Raw genomic sequence first — 18184 nt, forward strand, 5'->3', positions numbered from 1 at the left:
TTACTACAAGGAGTATATGGAAATGGGACACGATATTAGTGGGTATAACAAAGAAAACAAAGAAATTGCATATACTCGATACGGATCGTGGAACGAATGTGCAAGGCATTTATATAGAGTTCTAGATGTTCAATCATTAGACGGTGGGGTTAGTGGTGTAGGTGAAGAAATTTATTTCGATGAAAACCAAATTAAAGATGCTATTCTAAAATCCGAAACAATTGATTGGTCTAACATTGAACAAACCGAGCCTGAGTATGAGAAAGACAAATTAGCCAAGTTTCTCGATGGACTTTTAAGCATAGCTACCAACGAAGGCAAGGTAAAAGTTTATTTTGGATAAATCGTACATTTCAAAAGGAAGTGGCGAGGGTGCTGAAATATAAGAAATATGGTAGATGGCAGCACATTTATTCTGGCAGTTATAAAGACATGAATATCAATAAAGCAACGCATGGAAAGTATCTATTCTTCTCAAACGATAGAGGCTCACTGATTCAGATAGCTGAAACAGAAATAAAGCAAAATGGATTCTATTGGGCTAAAGTAGTCGATGAACCTATGACACTCTCAAGTGGTTATGTCTTGTGTTTATACTGGAACGATGATTCAAGATTGGATGAGCTTAAAGAGAGATATCATGACAATATTAAATGGAAATCCGACGAGGACACTCGAAACGGAAAGTACTCTGAAGGTTACTATACATTTGATTTAATGGGATGTGTGCCGTTCGATATAAAGTATAGACAGCTTTACGAGGACTACTATAGAACATGGTTCCATGACAACCGCCACGATGAAAAGTATGATTTTGATAAGATTATTGATGAAGTGGTAGATGAAATATGCGAGAACTTACCAGAGGAGTACTTAGCTAAAATGTCTCACTTTGACCTTTCGGTTATATCAATAAAGAAAAATCATCGCAAGGTATATATTGAAGATCTTGTCAAGGCGTATAAAGACTCAAAGGAAAGATGAAATGAAATTTGGTGAAAAGGTAATATCACTTAAAGGTGTTACTGTGAAGGCAGTAAATCAGATGAAATTTTCCTTTTACAGAAATGAGGTGTAGTCTTGACCACAACTTTGTCCGTGAAGGTAAAGAAAGATGGAAGCATTGAATTGCTGGATTTATTTGATTCACTTTCACTAGAGCTGATAAGCAGAGTCCCCGGCCTTTTGAAAGCAAACCCATTATTTGACGACAAGAGAAAGGATGCATTATTGATCAAGGAAATAAACGAACTAATTTATAACAAGAAACTAGACGAACAATTCTCGCTGGCAAAAAACAGTTCCTTGGAATTTAAAATGATGCTTGCTGATGTAATTGAAAAGTTGATTCGTTATGAGAACAGATGAAATCTTTCCTTTATTCAAATATGAAAGTTGGACATTAAATGGCTAATGATTTGAATGCTCAAGGTTTTTATGTAGTCGTAGGTGGAAATATTGAGAAGTATCGTAAACTTCAAAACGATAGCTTACAATCACTGGCTGAAAAGATAGGAGTAACCAAGAAAACTGTTCATCGATATGAGAGAGCGGAAATAAGAATTAGTATTGAGAAATTAATACAGGTAGCCTCGATACTGAATACGACAGTTGAGGAACTAACAAGTGGAATCTTAAAGTATGATGATACAAAATAATTTCTTAAAAGTCTTTGGGGCATTTTGTCCTAGAAATGACATACATACATATATGAATTGAGTTAGACTATTAGAGTGAAATATGAAAAAACATGAAAATAACATCAATAACACTTCCACTTCGCGATTCTTGTTACGATTCATGATTCGATTGAGCTACGATACAAAACATAGATAAATAAAGGGTTTTTAAAATTAAAATTTTGAATAAATCAATTGCTAAAAATTAAAAAATCCATTGATTCATTAGCCTTTTAGCGAATTTCCTTCCAATTCGTACGATTGAAGCTACGATTCCAACTATTTTCACAAAAAATCCTTCATTTATCTATGTTTTAGCTATTTTCTCGATACGGCAACGATGTGAATATATTATGGTACAATTTTGAACCACAATGACTCAAAAAACCATATAGAATATAGTATTTATGCACATATTATCAATTTTGACGATTGAGGTTCGATACGGGTGTCGATATAGGATATCTTTACAGTGTCTCAAAGTTGGTGATACCTTCATATGATTGACACAGCGTCAACTTCCTATCCTCATTGCTGATAATGTGAAAATATTACTTTCAAACTATGATTACAAATGTATGGAAAAAAGAGTTGAGCAATTTGACTTTTGTTGAATTCATGCATACAATTTGAATATATTGGTTATGAATACATATAAACCATTAAAAGATGTATGTAAATGGATATGCAAATTAATTAATGGAGGGTGAGGACAGAATTGAAGGCTAAATTAAAATTTTTGGGGTTGGCTGCCCTTACTGTTACGTTTGCTGTAGTTATTAGTAATAATGTTTTTGCTAGTGATGATACTTCAGAAGAAATGGAGAGCGTTACAAAAGCAGTAGTCCCTGATATTGTATTAGAAGGACTTAATCACCCTGATAAAATTTATACTAAAGATGCATTATTTATAAAAAAACCGCAATCTCTCCATGATGAAGAAAAATTCAATCAAGATGAAGTAGTCTACGACGTTTCAAAGGCTACTGATGAAACTAAAGCGATCATTCAATATGACGCTACTTATATCAAGGAAGAAGACAGTAAATAGATTTGTGTACTAAAGCATTTGAAAAGTTAAGTTGTATAATTGGAATATCTAGGGCGACTTCGGTTGCCCTTTTTATTATGCTCAATTTAGCCAAGGTCTTTTTCAACACTATGTCATAAAGTATACCTTTTGCAATAGTAGTTTAGTGTATGTCATAAGTGGTTATGATACATGTCAAATAGTATATAAATAATTTTGAAACATTTCATATATAACAATATACATTTTGACATAGTTTTGCTATAATATAACCAATGACATAGCAAAGGATGATCCATATGAGTGAGATTAGACACTATGGTTACATAAGGGTATCGACGAAAGATCAGAACGAAGCTAGACAATTGGAAGCAATGCAAGATTTAGGTATCATGGAACGTGATTATTTCATTGATAAGAAAAGCGGCAAGAATTTTGACAGACCACAATATCAGGCATTGAAGAGTGTGCTTAGAAAAGGCGACATTCTGTTCATCAAGGAACTGGACAGACTTGGACGAAATGCAGAAGAAATCAAACGTGAATGGCAAGATATTACGCATGAGATAGGCGCACACATCGTTATTCTTGATATGCCAATTCTTGACACTAGACAATACCATAATGGCTTAGAGAAGGTTATATCAAGTATTGTGCTTGAGTTGCTTTCGTATATGGCAGAACGTGAACGTGAGAAGATAAACGGTAGACAATCTGAAGGTATAGTAGCAGCTAAGAACAATGGCGTTGTGTTTGGTCGTCCTAAACAGGCAATAAGCGATGACTTCATTATGGTATATGAGGAATGGAAACAAGGCAGCATAACAGCAGTGGAAGCCATGAGACGTGTAGAAATGAAGCCTAACACATTTTATCGTAGGGTAAAGGAATATGAGCAACAGAAACAAGTAGGATAAAATAATAATCATGTGTACACTACGTACACACTCACGGCCTAGATGATTAATGTCTAGGTTTCTTTGTGCTTTAATAACCATATATTAGTGTATAATTTGAAGAAGGGGGATAGTTTACACCCAAAGCGCCTATTAAATTTCCAAATAATGCAGTAGCACATCTACCTACACACTGAAGTTATTTTATGAACTGATTTTGCTTCTATAGATACCCGGGGGTAGTTAAAATCAATTGACCATTCACTTTCTACAAATATCCCCATAGCACTTCCATTCCCCGACATAGCCTCAATTTAACTCGATGCCATCCCAAATATTATGAAGGTTGCTTGTATGTCATACATCCAATCTAAGCTCAAATCATAGATTAATTACAAGGGAAGATGAACATAACTATTAATCTGGTAACTTTATATTGGATAAGTTGTATTCTGATCTTTCCAATAAACTATACATCAATATGAGGACGATACTTTTAACCATAAAATCCTCGAAAACTATCTCGAAAGGTATCTTAAGTACATATATGAAAAGTATATGATTTTGTTCCAAAAGATGGTACAATCAAGATCGTTAAAGCATTGTACTACTTGTTTCACAACTACATAATAATTTTAACTATGCATCGTATTGTTAGTCTATGTTGAAAGGGTGGTTTATCGATGAAAATTACACCCACGATTAGAGCAGAATTGGAACAATTTCTACAACAAGAAAACATGAGTCTAACGCAATTTGGACAAATCGCAGGGATGAATAGGGGAATAATAAGTAGCATTGTAACAGGTAATAAATCTATGTCTATTAATCAGCTCGATCGAATTACTGAAGCTATGGGCTTACCAGAGGGTCACTTTTATGATCTATTTATAGAAAACTACATTATTGACCATCCTCCTAATATGAGGCGAATTGAACCGTTTTTATATCGCTGTGCGGAGTTGGACAAGCTGGATGCGATCCGTCGAGTGGTGGGAGCCATCATGGATAATCTACTGTATTCGCCCAAACTATTCGAAATTGCAGAAGGATTGTTGGCGCAGGGACGACTAGAAGCGGCATTGATACTCTATGAGGGGGTAGCTGAAGCGGAGAAATATCAACACTCTGAACGCCTAGCCATCTGTCAATATCGTATATTCAAGATTCAGATTGGAGATAACCAAGAAAAGAATTTCCAATCAGCACTCCAATTTGAGCCTTTTGTCAAACGTCTTGATGCTATAGACCAATTAGATGCCCTTATAGATTTGGCTAATGTGTACCGATCATTGCGAAAATGGGAACGCGCTAAGGAAGTTGCTAAGGATTTAAGGACTTTAGCCAAAGCTCAATACTCCTTGGAACATTCTCAGGAAAGGGAAGAGCGCAAGCCTCTGCGACCGTTATTTTTTTATATAGCATTCAGTAAATCACTTATTGGCGGCGTTTATTATGAACAAGGAAAGTATGAGTTGGCGTTACAAATTGCGTATGAGTCTTGTGATTTGGATTGGGTGAAAGAGACCGACGAAGAAGCATTGCGCTGGAAAAGCTTGTTTCAAGAATGGGGCGAGGCTAACATATGCTTAACCAAACTCATGGCTGGAGATACAGAGGCACTTCCTTTATACATTGATCTCATTTCAACAAATAGAGAGGAATTACTACCGGGTTTGTGGAATATAATGATAGTAGCCAATCGTTATAAATTAAATGTTGACAGTATTTTGAGTCAATTTGAGTGGGAAATATCCAAGATACATGATCAAGAAGGAAGACAAACGAATGACAAGCAGAATATTAATGATCAGCTTGTTGGGTTTTTGAGTGAAATAGCTGACTATTATTTGACCAATGGTCAGTACGAAAAGGGAATTAGTTACTTATTAGACTGTATGAGATTATCCACTATAATTAATAATGAGCACTCTATACTTCGTTGCGTGAGAATGTTTGAACGTTGTCGCCAATTTGTCTCAAATGAAGTCAAAGTGGAGTATCGAAATTTAGTGGAAATGGGGTAATGGTATGAAACGCATAATTAATGGGTTGTTTGCAACTACTTACTTATTGGTGTTGTTAGCGAGCATACAAACAATAAACATTCAAGATTTTAGTATGTCACAGCCAATTTCTAACGGTGGTATCTCAGTTTTTGGTTGGCATATTGGAAGTTAGTACATTTTAAATAGTGTGAAAGCGTTTATTCAAATGAAGAATATTAAGTTACATTTAAGGCTTGAACGGGATTATCCGTTTAGCCTTTTTTGAATGTAAACAATTGACTGGTGGTGTGTTGGATGGATATAGGTGAATTAGTGCAGTATTTAAATCGGATGAGTTCTAGCTTAAGTGAAATAGGGGATAAAACTAGTTCAGGTTTTCAGGACATCGAAATTAGATTGAGCAACTTAGATACCACTCTTACTATAACTAATGTTTTACTAACCGTTCTAATTATTGTTATTGCCCTAAATACATTTCTAAAATGGAAAAACTCAAAGAATTAGTCATCAGATCATTAAATATTTTCATTCATGCTAATAGTAGTGCTACCTACGTTGATTCATGTAACTTATAACAAGAGGTATAATACTTTTGACATAGTAACCTGTTTATTTCAGTCCATTGGTCACATAATATAAAAAGGAAATAACAGGATAGTAGATGGATTTCCCTAAATCGCCCCTTCTGATAAGATTATTTCCATCAAAATTAAAGTGGGCGTGGTAGAATGGGGAGAATATTAGTTTCACCTGACAAACTGATGGAAGTTGCTGATCAGTTCTTACACGGAAAGCATGAAATGGAACGTATGCTGAATCTTTTGAATGGACGAATTGATTTTGTCCAACAAGGCTGGTCTGGAGCCACCCAAGAGAGATTTTTTCAGGAATTTCAGGTTTCTCGACAATCCATGAGTGTGACGCTTGAGCGATTATCTATGGTTGCACAAGAACTCATCTTTATTTCAAAAAGTTTTACACAGGTGGACGGGGAAAAAGTTGTACTGGATGTGCCGTGGCTTGACACCCCTGTTAAAACGGCATCCACAGGTGAAGGTTGGTTACATAAAATCTTTGAACAGATTGGACAAGCTGAGATTACCAAGTCTGAAGCTCAATTGGAAGCTAGCAAACTTCAAAGAGAAATCCTTTGGGATACTGCACAGGGAGCAAAAGGAGCTATTCAGGGGAATTTGACATTGGGGATATGGCCTGATAAAGAACGGAATTATGATCATCCCATGGCAGCTAAAGTAGGAGAAATTCTCGGAAATGTAGCTACAACATTGCAAGGTGCAGGTGAGGTAGTAGCTGGATTAGGTGGAGAAGGATTATCCGTTGCTATTTCATCTACAGGTGTAGGGAGTATAATTGGGGTACCCGGATTAATTGGGTCGGCAGCTTTGGCGGCGCATGGAGCTACAACTGCGGTTAAAAGTGCAAAAGGAGTAGGAGAAAGCTCAGCAGAATTGTGGCAGATGGGGAAAGGAGAGGGTGGCGGCTCAGCTAAATCTACTTCTTCTTCGGGAGCTAAGCCAGAGAGTACGCCTCATGCTCTTAAGGGGGGGGACGAAGGGGGGAATTATGCTAAACCCTATGACGGAACTCGTAATCCAGAAGTGGATTTTATGAATAGTAAAGGTAAAAGTACATTAGATAAACATGCCAATAAGCACGATTATGATTCACCAGAATCATATTTACATGATGCAAGAGAATTTTTAGAAAAACGCCCAACGTCCACAACTCAGACTTTTGTCTCAAACGAAGGAACATACTTCAGATATGATTCTGCTACAAATGAATTTGGGATAATTAATAAGTACGGAGGAATCTCAACTTATTTCAAACCTGAGGATGGGTTGGAATACTGGTTAGAGCAAATTAGTTTATATAGTCCAAAATAAAATAAAGAGAGGCAATTAAGATGGATACGAAAAAATGCCCTTGTTGCGGTAATTTTACAGTTGAAGAGGATTTTGATATCTGTGAAGTTTGTTATTGGCAGTATGATACTGTTGCACACAATAATCCTGATATAGTCATGGGAGCAAATAAGATTTCTTTGAACATAGCGCAAAAAAATTATAAAACTTTTGGAGCTTCCGAAGAGAGATTTATAGATAAGGTCAGAAAACCAGTATCGGAAGAACTTCCAGAAAACAATACTGAGAGTGATTAATATAAAAGCGAGTCTTAGAGGATGAGATACGTTTGGTGAGAATTACTAGTACGGAATTTGGTGGATTCTGTAGTGAAGTATGGAAAATCCCCTCTTACAGGGTAATGGTAGGAATCATTTGTTTTTTTAAAAGTACTGTTCAACAGCTAAATTCCGTGAAATAAGGTTATATAGAAGAAATGAACAGTGATATCGTACAAATGATTAATGAATGGAACCCAAGTGAAATATATCTCTACTAGAAGATGAATATTATTCAGAAATACGTAAAATATATGAAAAAAGTAAGGAAACAAACTCTATAGAAGAATTAGCAGCAGATTCATTTTGTATTTGCTCAATCTTTTAAAAAGGAATTCGATAAAAGTATTGAAGAATGTCTGTTAATTGCTGAAAAGATAATTAATGTTACAAAATAATTTATTTGTGAGCTTGCTCCTTTAATAATAAAAATGGGAGTGAGCTTTTTTTATATAGTTATCTAATCTCAATAAAGGGGGATGGTATTTGCATACACCTTGATTCAAAACAAGTGCGTCAACTTTAACTTGTCTTGCTCCAATATCAATCTGAATTTGGTCAGTAATTATATCAAGGAAGGATGAAGAGGAATATTTATGAGAAAAATAACATACTTTTTATTGTCTTTTTCTTTGTTTTTGTTTTTGGAGCAAGCATACAAGCAGCAGGTGTTAGTAATTCAATAGCTAAAAAAGCAGACCACACGTACAACTCAAACCTTAAAAACACTGCTTTAACAATCTCATATAAGCAAATGGGTCTAATTGCGAACCCTACAGGTTACCGCAGAGGATTTTAATCATTCCTAAAACGAGTCAATGGGAAGCAAGGAAGATCAATAAATCATAAAAAATTTGTGTGAAGGTTAGATGGAATTGTCCGTCTAACCTTTTTTGTATTGCTGAAAACTTGCTAAGTCATTGCTGAGTTGGAGAGGAGATAACTTATGAGATAGGGGAAATCAGCATTCACGAAAAGATAAAAAGTCAAATAATTTGACTTTGGCAAAACACAGGAGGATATTGCTAATGAATCACTACTTTTTCAAAAGAACCACACACGTGGATTGATAATCCTACTTTACAAGAAAATGGACTAGAAGTATAATTTTTCATGGGTATCAAGGTGAATTTAGAAGAAAGGGAGTTTATTTATTCATGAAGAAAAAAATTATGGGCCTTGCATTGAGTTCATGTCTTTTATTAGCGAGTGTTCCCGCGTATGCTGCCGACAGTGCGGCAGAACCTAACCAAGCAGTTGATCCAAACTTGGTGATCTCAACCAAGGAAGAATTGCATATCCCTAGTAACGTAACTGTTAATTCAATTACTCCATTAGACAATGCTTCTATAACATACGATCACAATCACGGAATTGATTGGGATGGAAACAACAGACAGGTTTGGGGAAACACTCAGGCCCAGCAAGGGAAGACAAAGCTAGACAGTTATACGAGAGCACGTTTTGAACAATTGACTGGATCAGTGTATGGAGATTCTGGACGAGTATGGAGCGCCAACCAAGGAAGATCCTATGCTCGTTCTGATTGGGAAAACTATAACGCACTCAGATCCGGTGTAGCCAAAACATACTACGGTATCTAATTTTTCAACGAATTATTTCTGATATGAATCTCTGTTTTTAGTAATTCTATAATAAAAAATTCACCAAACAATTCACCTTGTTACCTACCTTGGAGGATACATTATGAACAATATTCGTATAACTCGTTTCAAAGTTTTAGATGTGCTTTTATTTATCGCTATTACCCTGTTCAGTTTCTCTTGCTTATTTACATTGTTTTATAATGAAAACGTAAATCTCGTAAAAAACTAAGCAATAACTTTTATGATGATAATGCCTTGTTTTTCAAAACATCAAAAACTGAACTTGACTTTACTTCTTTATATGAGGCATTACCAAATGATACTGTATTATTCGGAAGGTTTTACGGGCAAGGAGAGGATATTCGAGGTGTTATATATAAGGGAGACTATGTTCCACCCAATTTAATAAGTGGAAGGTTTTTTTCTGAATCTGATTTCATATCTAATTCGCATGTTGCAGTTATTGGTAGAGATGTCCCCATAAATAAAACCATAAATGAAAAAAATATGTCGAATATAATCATATGGATTATGAGGTCATAGGGATTATTGGTTACAATATACCTACTAGAATAGATCGGACAATTTTACTGAACTTGAGTGCCGATAATATCACTTCCAGTGTTGAATATATTGTTAGCAGTTCAACCATACAAAATGGTTTGAATTTTATTGGCAACGAAAAAATGTTTGGGCAAGTTTCTGTATACAATAAGGAAAATGTTAATATTTTGCATCTAATTGATAGAGGTAAAAATCAATTAATTACATCCATAATTTTTATTTTCGTACTCTTTGTAAATAGCTTATCGGTAATGATCTTTTGGAACGAAAAAAAGAATACTGAAATGAAGATCAAATGGAGCAACGGTTACACTAAAAAGAAAATATTAATAGATGTGTGGAAAGATTTTTTCCCAATACTATTGTTGAGCTTAATATCGGCTCTTGGCTCTTCTTGGTTTTTCGGAAAATATATGCATGATGTCGAGCTAAGCCTTCAACCGGCTATGTTAGGGGCGACGATCCTGCTTTTATTGTTTTCATTTTTAGTGATCGGTATCTCTTATATTAAGATGACACAAAGGTGATCTGTGATGCTCAATTTGCTTATTGATTCATTAAAACAACATAAACGAAAAACCATACTTTCCATCTTACAATGTACTGCTTCGTACATTTTGGTTATTTTGACATTAAGCTTGGCTACACATACACATGAACTTGCATCAAATGTTCAAAATGCTACCTCCTCTTTATACAAGGTTAATGACAATTTTTTCAATGATGAGGAGAAAAACTTTCTTGCTCAATCGGATAACCTCAAGGTCTTAAATGAGCTGTACGAGTGGGAAAAAACGAATCCAAGTTTTAAGTACATTATTGCAAGCAGACAAAATCTTTTTCTAGATGTGCAAGGCTTGCCTGCAAAGTTTCAATATGGATATGAAGCTGGACACGAAACCCCAGACGCATATGAAAGTATTCAAGTGAATCAACAGTTTATTGACCATTTTGCTATCCAGACTTCTGAAGGTAGATTATTTCAAGCTGGAGATTATAACGTTAAAAATGACGTTATTCCTATAATTTTGGGTTATGAATATAAAGATTATTTTAAGTTGAAACAAATCATACACGTGGGATATATGGGAGTAAATTTAAAGTGTAAAGTAATTGGCTTTTTGGGGCAGCACAGCTTTTATAATAATGGATACGCTTTGAAATACTTGGATAAACTTGTTGTATTCCCATCGTTGGAAGTAGACAATATTCATGCACAAGATAGAAGTTTTATGTTAAAACTATTTTTGGATAAAACAAGTGGCTACATCCAATCTTCTCTTTCGGCACAAAAAATCCAAGATCTGTTCACGCAAAAAAGTTTACAACTTGATGTCGAGCCATATGTTGTAGAAGGAGTCTCAAATTTTTATCTTACGATGTGGGGGCTAGAAGGAGAGCAATTACAAAAAGTTCTATTTATATTTTCATTTGTCATTGCTTTTGTTTCGCTATTCAGCATTTCAACAAATCTCATAGCTAAAATCACTCTCCGTAAATACACATATGGAATCATGATTGCAAACGGTACAAGAAGAGCAGTAATAAATCTTTCAATTCTTTTTGAGATATTTTTTGTTAATTTGGTATCATTATGTATTGCAGCTTTGTTTTCATTTATGATTTCTCAAAATATAAATATTCCTATTCTACTTATTTTCAGCTTCACACTTTCACTACTATCTTTTATTCCTCCATGTATTTCTGTGAATAGAATAAAGTTGTCGAAAACAATACGAGGTGGGAACTAATGAGTGTAATTGCATTAAAGAATATAAATAAATCTTACGGTTCAAGAGTGATACTTTCCGACGCCTCTTTCAATGTAGATCATGGAGATTTGGCGCTTATCAGAAAACCGAAAATAATTTTGGCAGATGAGCCAACAGGTGCTTTAGACGAGTCAGCAGAATCAGACATATTGGAAATACTTCAAGCTCTTAATAGATCGGGTGTCACAATTGCAATGGTAACTCATAATCAAGTTGTTGCAAATATATGCAAGAAATTATATTCAATAGTAGATGGAAAAATCGTTCCTGTGTAGCGAATATACTACAAATGCTTTAGTGTAAAGTTACAACCAAAATAGAATGCCACATCCCTGTTAATTGGATGTGGCATTTTTATGTCAAATTGCTGCTGATCTCCATATTCAAAGAATGGAGGAAACTCATCTTCAAAGCATGTAACAAATGACTTATCAAAGTCCCAACTGTATTTAGTAAAAGATTCCTCTATGCCTATCGGATATAGAATTATTACGGGTTATCCTGTATTTAAATAAAAGAGGAGAGTAATATATGAAACAAGAAGTGAGTTATGAAAATTTGAAGTATTTTATAGAGAGTTACTTTAATTGGAGTATGGATTTCGCTGATTTAGAGAACTTAATTGAGGAGTTCAAAAGTAGGGAGTTACCTGCTTATGTTGAAGGTCTGACTCAGGAGATCGAAGAAATAAATGAACTAAAGACTTGGGATAGTGTACAAGAATTTGTTTATTTATATGGACAAAAAAATTTGAACATTAAAAAGATTGAGCGCATGATTGAGTTGTTACTGACAAAATTACACGGAGATAAATAAAAATTATCTTGTAGAGCGATAGAATAAATACGACAAAAAGGTCTAATTACGAACTAACAGGTCACCACGGAGGAATTTAAAGCACCATCATGAATATTCCTCAAAGCAAAAGGACTCCAGCCATGTATTATGTTGGCAGAGTCCTTTTGTGTTCATCTTACAGTTTATTCTCATTTACCAGTTTTAAGATAGGGATTAGGAACTCCTGGGTGTAAAAGAAACCGCCCTTTGAAGGAGCAGTCACTCGACTGTGGTCAAATACTTTAAAATCGTCAATGTTTGTTATCTCATGTGTTTCACTGTCATATCAACTAAATCTTTATAGTCTTGGTTTGATCTAGGGAAGCACAGTACATCGTGAATTGTATCATGGGAATCCAAGACATAAACATGAGTGTCAGTAACTCTATAATTCATAATATCTCTCCTTATAAAGGTATAAAGATATAATAGTACAACTTATACTTCTTTTTGTAGAGTCTGTTTTAGAAGATCAGACGTTCCGTATTTTAAGTATACTTTTGTAACCCCGAAGCAAACGTTGATGGCATTATTTTTTTTGCGTGATGAAATCCAACCATTTATTTAAGTTATCTTTTTGAAATACTATATGTCCATCTAGATCAGCGTAAGGAATAAATTGATAAGTGTCATAAACCGATAGTTTCTTTTTTTGTTCTGTGTCTCTTTTTATAATATTGTCTAGTTGTGTCACGGGAATCTTTAGATATGCTGCTGCTTCTTCTTTGTTTAAAACGCTATCGCTTAAAGAAGATTGCGATATCTGAGGGGTAAGAATTTTTTCGTTGGAACTAAAATGTGCATTAATATAGCTTCCAATTATAAAAGAACCACCAAGTATTATTGAGGATATTACTATTTTGAAATCTTTATCTTTATTCATTTGCACCACTCCTTGGTAATGATATTTATACTATGGCATTTTTTTCTAAATTTATGCTACAAAAAGAAGGAAATAGAATTTTTATGCAGAATAAATACATTTTATTACAAAAATTAGAAAAAAGGATGATGATTTTTGAAGAAACTTACCGCAGTAATTTTATCCCTATCAACTGCTCTAGCTGTCTTTGCTCCAGTGTCTTTTGCTGAAGAAAATTCAGACAATGCCATTCAAAACACAACCGCTGAAATTACAGAGTCCAGTATTCAAGATGTTCCATCATCTGCAATTACCAGATTTGAACAACAAGGGAATCCGAACGCGCGTGTTGAATTTGTTGATCCAAAGCTCGTTGAGAAAAATTCTGTGATAACACCTCAAGCTGGGGATCACCGCGTTTATGTGAAGTCAGAGTATGCACTTGGTAGTAACAAAATTACTGGATATTCTGTTGGGCCAATTCAAAAACAAACACTTATTGTTAGTGTAGCCAAAGGACGAACTGCAACACGTAGTTCTAGCCTTACAGTAAGTGGAACAGTTTCAATTACAGCAACGGTTGATGCAAATATTGCATATATAGTTAAGGAAAGTCTGACAGGAAATGTAAGTGGTACAGTGTCTAAAACTTACAATACTACAGATGTATACTCTGGCCCTCCTGAAAGCTCACCGTACAAAACAAGAAACTATTACGCAGCTATCAACTACGATCAGTATAATACAACTGTTGTTCGATATAATTATTATGATTATTATCTTGGTAATGTTTACCAAGGAAGACAAGCGGAAAATGCTGGGTACACTTATGTTAATGGAACAAAAAAACCTATTAACATTGAGTATCCAATAGATGTAAATTACTAATCTGAATTGTAATGTACTATCTCATATAATGTAGGAAAAAGTATTTTCAGGTTAGAAAGATTAATGAGATGGCAATATGAAAGTTCACTCCAGGAAAATGGGGTGAACTTTTTTATAGTAATTTAATCTGAATAAAGGGGAATAGTATTTGCATTCACCTTGCTCCAATATTCCACGCGAGAAAATTGTTGTATTTGGTGGTCGACAGAGCGCCCGACCTTTGGACGGTGGTCTATAAAGGATGTCGCCAATACTATTGGAGAGACCCAAAGTATCATCTAAAAGATGTTGCTGAAAGCATTGGAGAAAATGAATAGAGTGGGTTCAATTAGAGCCAATTAATAGCGACTCAAATTTTTTCTTTATTATATACATTTCTGATATTCACATGCCGATGCACACGCACAACTTCAGATTGTAAAAAAATTGGATTATTTCAATCTTCTGTTGACAGATATATTCCCATGATATACTATGGATATATCAACCAAAGCGTGACAGGCTTCAGTTGGAATCACAAAGAAAAGGAGAAACAAAGTGGGGCGAAGGTGAAACGGAATCAAAGAGAATGAAAGTTAAGTAGTTGACAATACATATTGCTTTACCACGGTTACAATTAAAAAGTAGATTTTAAAATACAGCAAGTAGATAGAATGCCTACTAGATTGGATAGATGGAATTAAAATAGTTTTAATATTGGTAAACTTAATATTGTTTTTATTTGTTCTATCTGAAATGGCTCGTTAAGTTTATTTGTTGTGCGATCTTTGAAAATTTTATTATAAAGAAATAGGATAGCTCTATAATAAAAGTGGAGTGACTCATGATTTTGCTTTCTTTATTTATCTTTAGTCAAAGATATTTTTTAGTATAAAAATTGAAGGGAGAAGTATATAGTTTTGGCTTATGAACAGACACGAGATTTTATCCAAGTTACAGCTAACAACGGAAAAACAAATTTTTCATACATATTTGAAGGTAATGAAGAAGAACGCTTGCTTAAAAGTAAGGTTTATAAAAGTAAAATGAAATACTACAGCAAAGAAGCAAACGAAGAATTTGAGGAATGGAATAAAAACGGTTACGGTATTTACTTTTTGCCTAATGGTGGCGGTTACAAAAATGATAACATAACTGAATTTCGTGCTTATTTTATCGATATGGATATCAAAGATGAGATTGAGTATGCATTTGTTGCTGCTGGGTTTACTGGAAGCCCTAATGAATTACAGGAGAAGGTAAAATCCAAATTTTATTCGCTTAATAAAACCGAGAAACTCAACTATAAGCAGATATTCAGGTGTCGTGTTTCTGAATTAAAACAACGTGGGATTCCTCCAAGCGCAATTGTGGAAACGAAAAATGGGTTTCATGTATATTATTTGCTCAATAAAGATACACAGAGACACCAATTTGAAACACTAGAAGGGCTTTTAATTTACATATATAACGGGGATATGGCTGTAAAGAATACAGCTCGATTGCTGAGAGTACCTGACACTTTACATCTTAAAGATTCAAATGATCCATTTACAATAAAGCTTGAGGAATGGAATCGAAGTGTCAGGTATGATGCAGAAGATTTGATTATTCGTCTTAGGAAAGTTGTTGAGAAGGTACATGTTCAAACAGACACTTTGTTATGTGTTAATTCACGTAAAGCACCCACATATAATACTAAGCTCCTATCAAAAAAGAAAGGTCTTCCATCCAGAGTAGGGATAGATTATTCTTCAATGAATATCGGTAACATCCCTATAATCAGCAAAGGGTTTGAAGGAATTCCAGAACTAAAGAAAAGGCTAGGATTAGATAACCAAGATGATCTGTGCTATATAGACCGGGATGATATCAGGCAATTCTTGAAGAAGCAAAATTTAAAGCACCTACTTGGGATAGACTCTGATAGGTTGTATTGTATTTTTCACAATAGCAGCAATCCAACCAGCGGAAACATATACTCCTATGACGATAAGTGGTTTTATAAATGCCACAGTTCTCGATGTGGAGTCCATTATAATATTGTTCAGATTATAGAGAGAATAACAAGGCTTCCTATACATAAAGCATTCGACTATTTAAAAGAATTGTACAATATTGCCGAGGTTAAAACAGAATGGCAATTAGATCAAGAGAGACTTATTGAATTTAACATTGAGTTTCTGGAACGATTCAAGTACGACATAGATTTACAAGAGAACTATCCATACCTAACGAAGTTTCTGAAAACTAAAGGTACATTGGGGCTGCTGATCCAGATCCATGAGATAGCAAGGAGAAAACTTCCCCAACTTTCTAAAATGAGGAATATGGATTCAAGTAACGCTATTGTGTTCGCACCAATGAGGAAGGTCATAGAGGAGTTATTAAGCGAGAATTCAGATTTACACAGCATTAATAAGGCCAATACCAAAGTAGTAATCATGATATTTATGTATCTGCTCAATTGTGTTGGGGTTGACCAATTACCCGATGAAATGCAAAGAAGAATTGAACAGTATCAAAAGGAATCTCGTAAGAATAGTAATCTCCATTATAATAATATAGCGAGATATTATGAGATAGTTAGCATGGATACTGAACGGCTTATACTAGCTGAAGAGATGAGCCAACTCTTTTATCAGAATCATTTAACAATTTCAAACTTTAATCGTGAACAATTGATCAGCCTGTGTGGAGTAGAAGAGGGAAATCGTGTTTTCCCTGACCGATCAGAAGAGGAGATACCCGGTCTAAATCAATCCATTTCACAGGAAATTAAGCGAATTGTAAATGAGTTAATTCAGGTCAAGGGATGGACATATGACAATGAGATTATTGAGCATATAGATATCTCAGATTTCAATATGAAGCAACGATACAAAGACAGCTTCAAGTACATACCTAAAAAGAAGTCGGATGAATTAGATTCATTAGCTGTACTAGATAATGATGTTGGATTTCAGAAGTGGCGTTATGGGTTTCTAGCTAAAAAACTATCTGTGAATGTACCAGCAATTATTTCTAATCAGGAGTATCGTAGGGCAAGAGTAAATAAGCTGTTGAGAAAGCAGTTTGACATTCCTATACATATAAAAGGTTTCGTTTATCATCAAGAAATATCAGAACAAGGTAAACAATTAGAAGACAAAGCTTCACATATCCTACGATTAAAGCAACATGATTTAAGTCTATCTAATGCTCAGATAGCTTCATTAGTTGGATGTTCGAGACAATATGTATCTAATGTTCTTAAATGCAGAGATTAAACTTTATATTGATAATCTGATTATAGAAGTGTCAACTAAATTGCTGTTCCTAAGCACCTCATATCATTAGACTAAAGAGTAGTAACATTATGAGGTGCTTTAATAGGCACATTTAGTTGACAGGTAGATAACAGAATAAGCAAAGTATTAGTCAAAAATAAATAGATGTTTGACTTGTCTTTAGTGATCTTTTTTTTCTGATTAGTCTATAAGAAATCAAGATGCTTCGTTTTGGGATGGGTATTTGTATAGGGAAGAACAACACCTGTTTATTCATAGATAAATCTATAGGGTTATGAGCGTTAAAATTAATTTGGGGACTCATCTTTACGTTTCCCATGCAAGCAGCATAGACTTTACCATAGAGGCGGTTTGTAGAATTAGATGAAATGAAGTAGTCGATTTCTTCTACCTGTTTTATATTCTTTAATGAGGTGGTTATTATGGAAGGTAAAAAATTTGTTCTTATACTTTTACTTTTTTGCTTGTTCGGTATTATAGGACTAATCGCTTTAATGTATGGATTTCTCTGGTTAATGTTCAATGGATAGTTTATAAAATTGGCATTTTACAATCAGTTGTTGTATTT

The 18184-nt window shown here is 34.5% G+C and carries 18 protein-coding genes; 16 read left to right on the forward strand and 2 right to left on the reverse strand.

The window, feature by feature from the left end; translation table 11 throughout:
- The first annotated feature begins 22 nt into the window (after positions 1-22).
- The 14 genes from G9G53_RS02990 to G9G53_RS03060 all read left to right on the forward strand — a co-directional run bounded on the left by G9G53_RS02990 (position 23) and on the right by G9G53_RS03060 (position 12576).
- Positions 23-343 (forward strand): hypothetical protein, encoded by a 321-nt coding sequence (locus tag G9G53_RS02990; RefSeq protein ID WP_165145221.1) that lies wholly within the window; start codon positions 23-25, stop codon positions 341-343.
- Positions 344-372: 29 nt separating this feature from the next.
- Complete coding sequence (locus tag G9G53_RS02995) at positions 373-984, forward strand: hypothetical protein (protein ID WP_165145223.1); 612 nt, start codon at positions 373-375, stop codon at positions 982-984.
- Positions 985-1080: 96 nt separating this feature from the next.
- Complete coding sequence (locus G9G53_RS03000; RefSeq protein WP_075154496.1) at positions 1081-1368, forward strand: hypothetical protein; 288 nt, start codon at positions 1081-1083, stop codon at positions 1366-1368.
- Between the two features lie 38 nt (positions 1369-1406).
- Positions 1407-1658 (forward strand): helix-turn-helix domain-containing protein, encoded by a 252-nt coding sequence (locus G9G53_RS03005; RefSeq protein ID WP_165145225.1) that lies wholly within the window; start codon positions 1407-1409, stop codon positions 1656-1658.
- A gap of 739 nt (positions 1659-2397) precedes the next feature.
- Positions 2398-2730: a hypothetical protein gene (locus G9G53_RS03010; RefSeq protein ID WP_165145227.1), complete on the forward strand. Its 333-nt coding sequence runs from the start codon at positions 2398-2400 to the stop codon at positions 2728-2730.
- A gap of 278 nt (positions 2731-3008) precedes the next feature.
- Positions 3009-3626 (forward strand): recombinase family protein, encoded by a 618-nt coding sequence (locus G9G53_RS03015; protein WP_165145229.1) that lies wholly within the window; start codon positions 3009-3011, stop codon positions 3624-3626.
- Between the two features lie 662 nt (positions 3627-4288).
- The gene (locus G9G53_RS03020; RefSeq protein ID WP_165145231.1) at positions 4289-5632 is read left to right on the forward strand and encodes a helix-turn-helix transcriptional regulator; all 1344 of its coding nucleotides are present in this window, start codon (positions 4289-4291) and stop codon (positions 5630-5632) included.
- A gap of 710 nt (positions 5633-6342) precedes the next feature.
- Positions 6343-7521, forward strand: a complete 1179-nt coding sequence (locus G9G53_RS03025; RefSeq protein WP_165145233.1) for a WXG100 family type VII secretion target — start codon at positions 6343-6345, stop codon at positions 7519-7521.
- Between the two features lie 20 nt (positions 7522-7541).
- Positions 7542-7796 carry a CPCC family cysteine-rich protein gene (locus G9G53_RS03030; protein WP_165145235.1) on the forward strand — a complete coding sequence of 85 codons (255 nt, stop codon included), beginning with the start codon at positions 7542-7544 and terminating at the stop codon, positions 7794-7796.
- A 1178-nt stretch (positions 7797-8974) separates the two neighbouring features.
- On the forward strand, positions 8975-9421 hold the full coding sequence (locus G9G53_RS03040; protein WP_039272836.1) for a hypothetical protein: 447 nt from the start codon (positions 8975-8977) through the stop codon (positions 9419-9421).
- 527 nt (positions 9422-9948) lie between these two features.
- Positions 9949-10515 (forward strand): FtsX-like permease family protein, encoded by a 567-nt coding sequence (locus G9G53_RS03045; protein WP_165145237.1) that lies wholly within the window; start codon positions 9949-9951, stop codon positions 10513-10515.
- Between the two features lie 6 nt (positions 10516-10521).
- Positions 10522-11739: an FtsX-like permease family protein gene (locus G9G53_RS03050; RefSeq protein ID WP_165145240.1), complete on the forward strand. Its 1218-nt coding sequence runs from the start codon at positions 10522-10524 to the stop codon at positions 11737-11739.
- Complete coding sequence (locus G9G53_RS03055) at positions 11739-12035, forward strand: hypothetical protein (protein WP_165145243.1); 297 nt, start codon at positions 11739-11741, stop codon at positions 12033-12035. The genes G9G53_RS03050 and G9G53_RS03055 overlap by 1 nt, the downstream gene beginning before the upstream one ends.
- A 256-nt stretch (positions 12036-12291) precedes the next feature.
- Positions 12292-12576 carry a contact-dependent growth inhibition system immunity protein gene (locus G9G53_RS03060; RefSeq protein ID WP_165145246.1) on the forward strand — a complete coding sequence of 95 codons (285 nt, stop codon included), beginning with the start codon at positions 12292-12294 and terminating at the stop codon, positions 12574-12576.
- A 550-nt stretch (positions 12577-13126) separates the two neighbouring features.
- Here the strand turns inward: G9G53_RS03060 and G9G53_RS03065 are convergent.
- Positions 13127-13480, reverse strand: coding sequence for a hypothetical protein (locus G9G53_RS03065; protein ID WP_165145249.1), 354 nt, complete (start codon positions 13478-13480; stop codon positions 13127-13129).
- 135 nt (positions 13481-13615) lie between these two features.
- Between G9G53_RS03065 and G9G53_RS03070 the strand changes: the two genes are divergently transcribed.
- Positions 13616-14347: a hypothetical protein gene (locus G9G53_RS03070; protein ID WP_165145252.1), complete on the forward strand. Its 732-nt coding sequence runs from the start codon at positions 13616-13618 to the stop codon at positions 14345-14347.
- Between the two features lie 899 nt (positions 14348-15246).
- Positions 15247-17595, forward strand: a complete 2349-nt coding sequence (locus G9G53_RS03075; RefSeq protein ID WP_165145255.1) for a hypothetical protein — start codon at positions 15247-15249, stop codon at positions 17593-17595.
- Positions 17596-17746: 151 nt separating this feature from the next.
- On the opposite strand, the gene G9G53_RS26870 is transcribed toward G9G53_RS03075, so the two are convergent.
- Positions 17747-18139: a competence protein ComK gene (locus tag G9G53_RS26870; protein ID WP_425312577.1), complete on the reverse strand. Its 393-nt coding sequence runs from the start codon at positions 18137-18139 to the stop codon at positions 17747-17749.
- Between the last annotated feature and the right edge of the window lie 45 nt (positions 18140-18184).

Source organism: Paenibacillus sp. EKM206P, assembly GCF_011066155.1.
GTDB lineage: Bacteria > Bacillota > Bacilli > Paenibacillales > Paenibacillaceae > Paenibacillus > Paenibacillus polymyxa_D.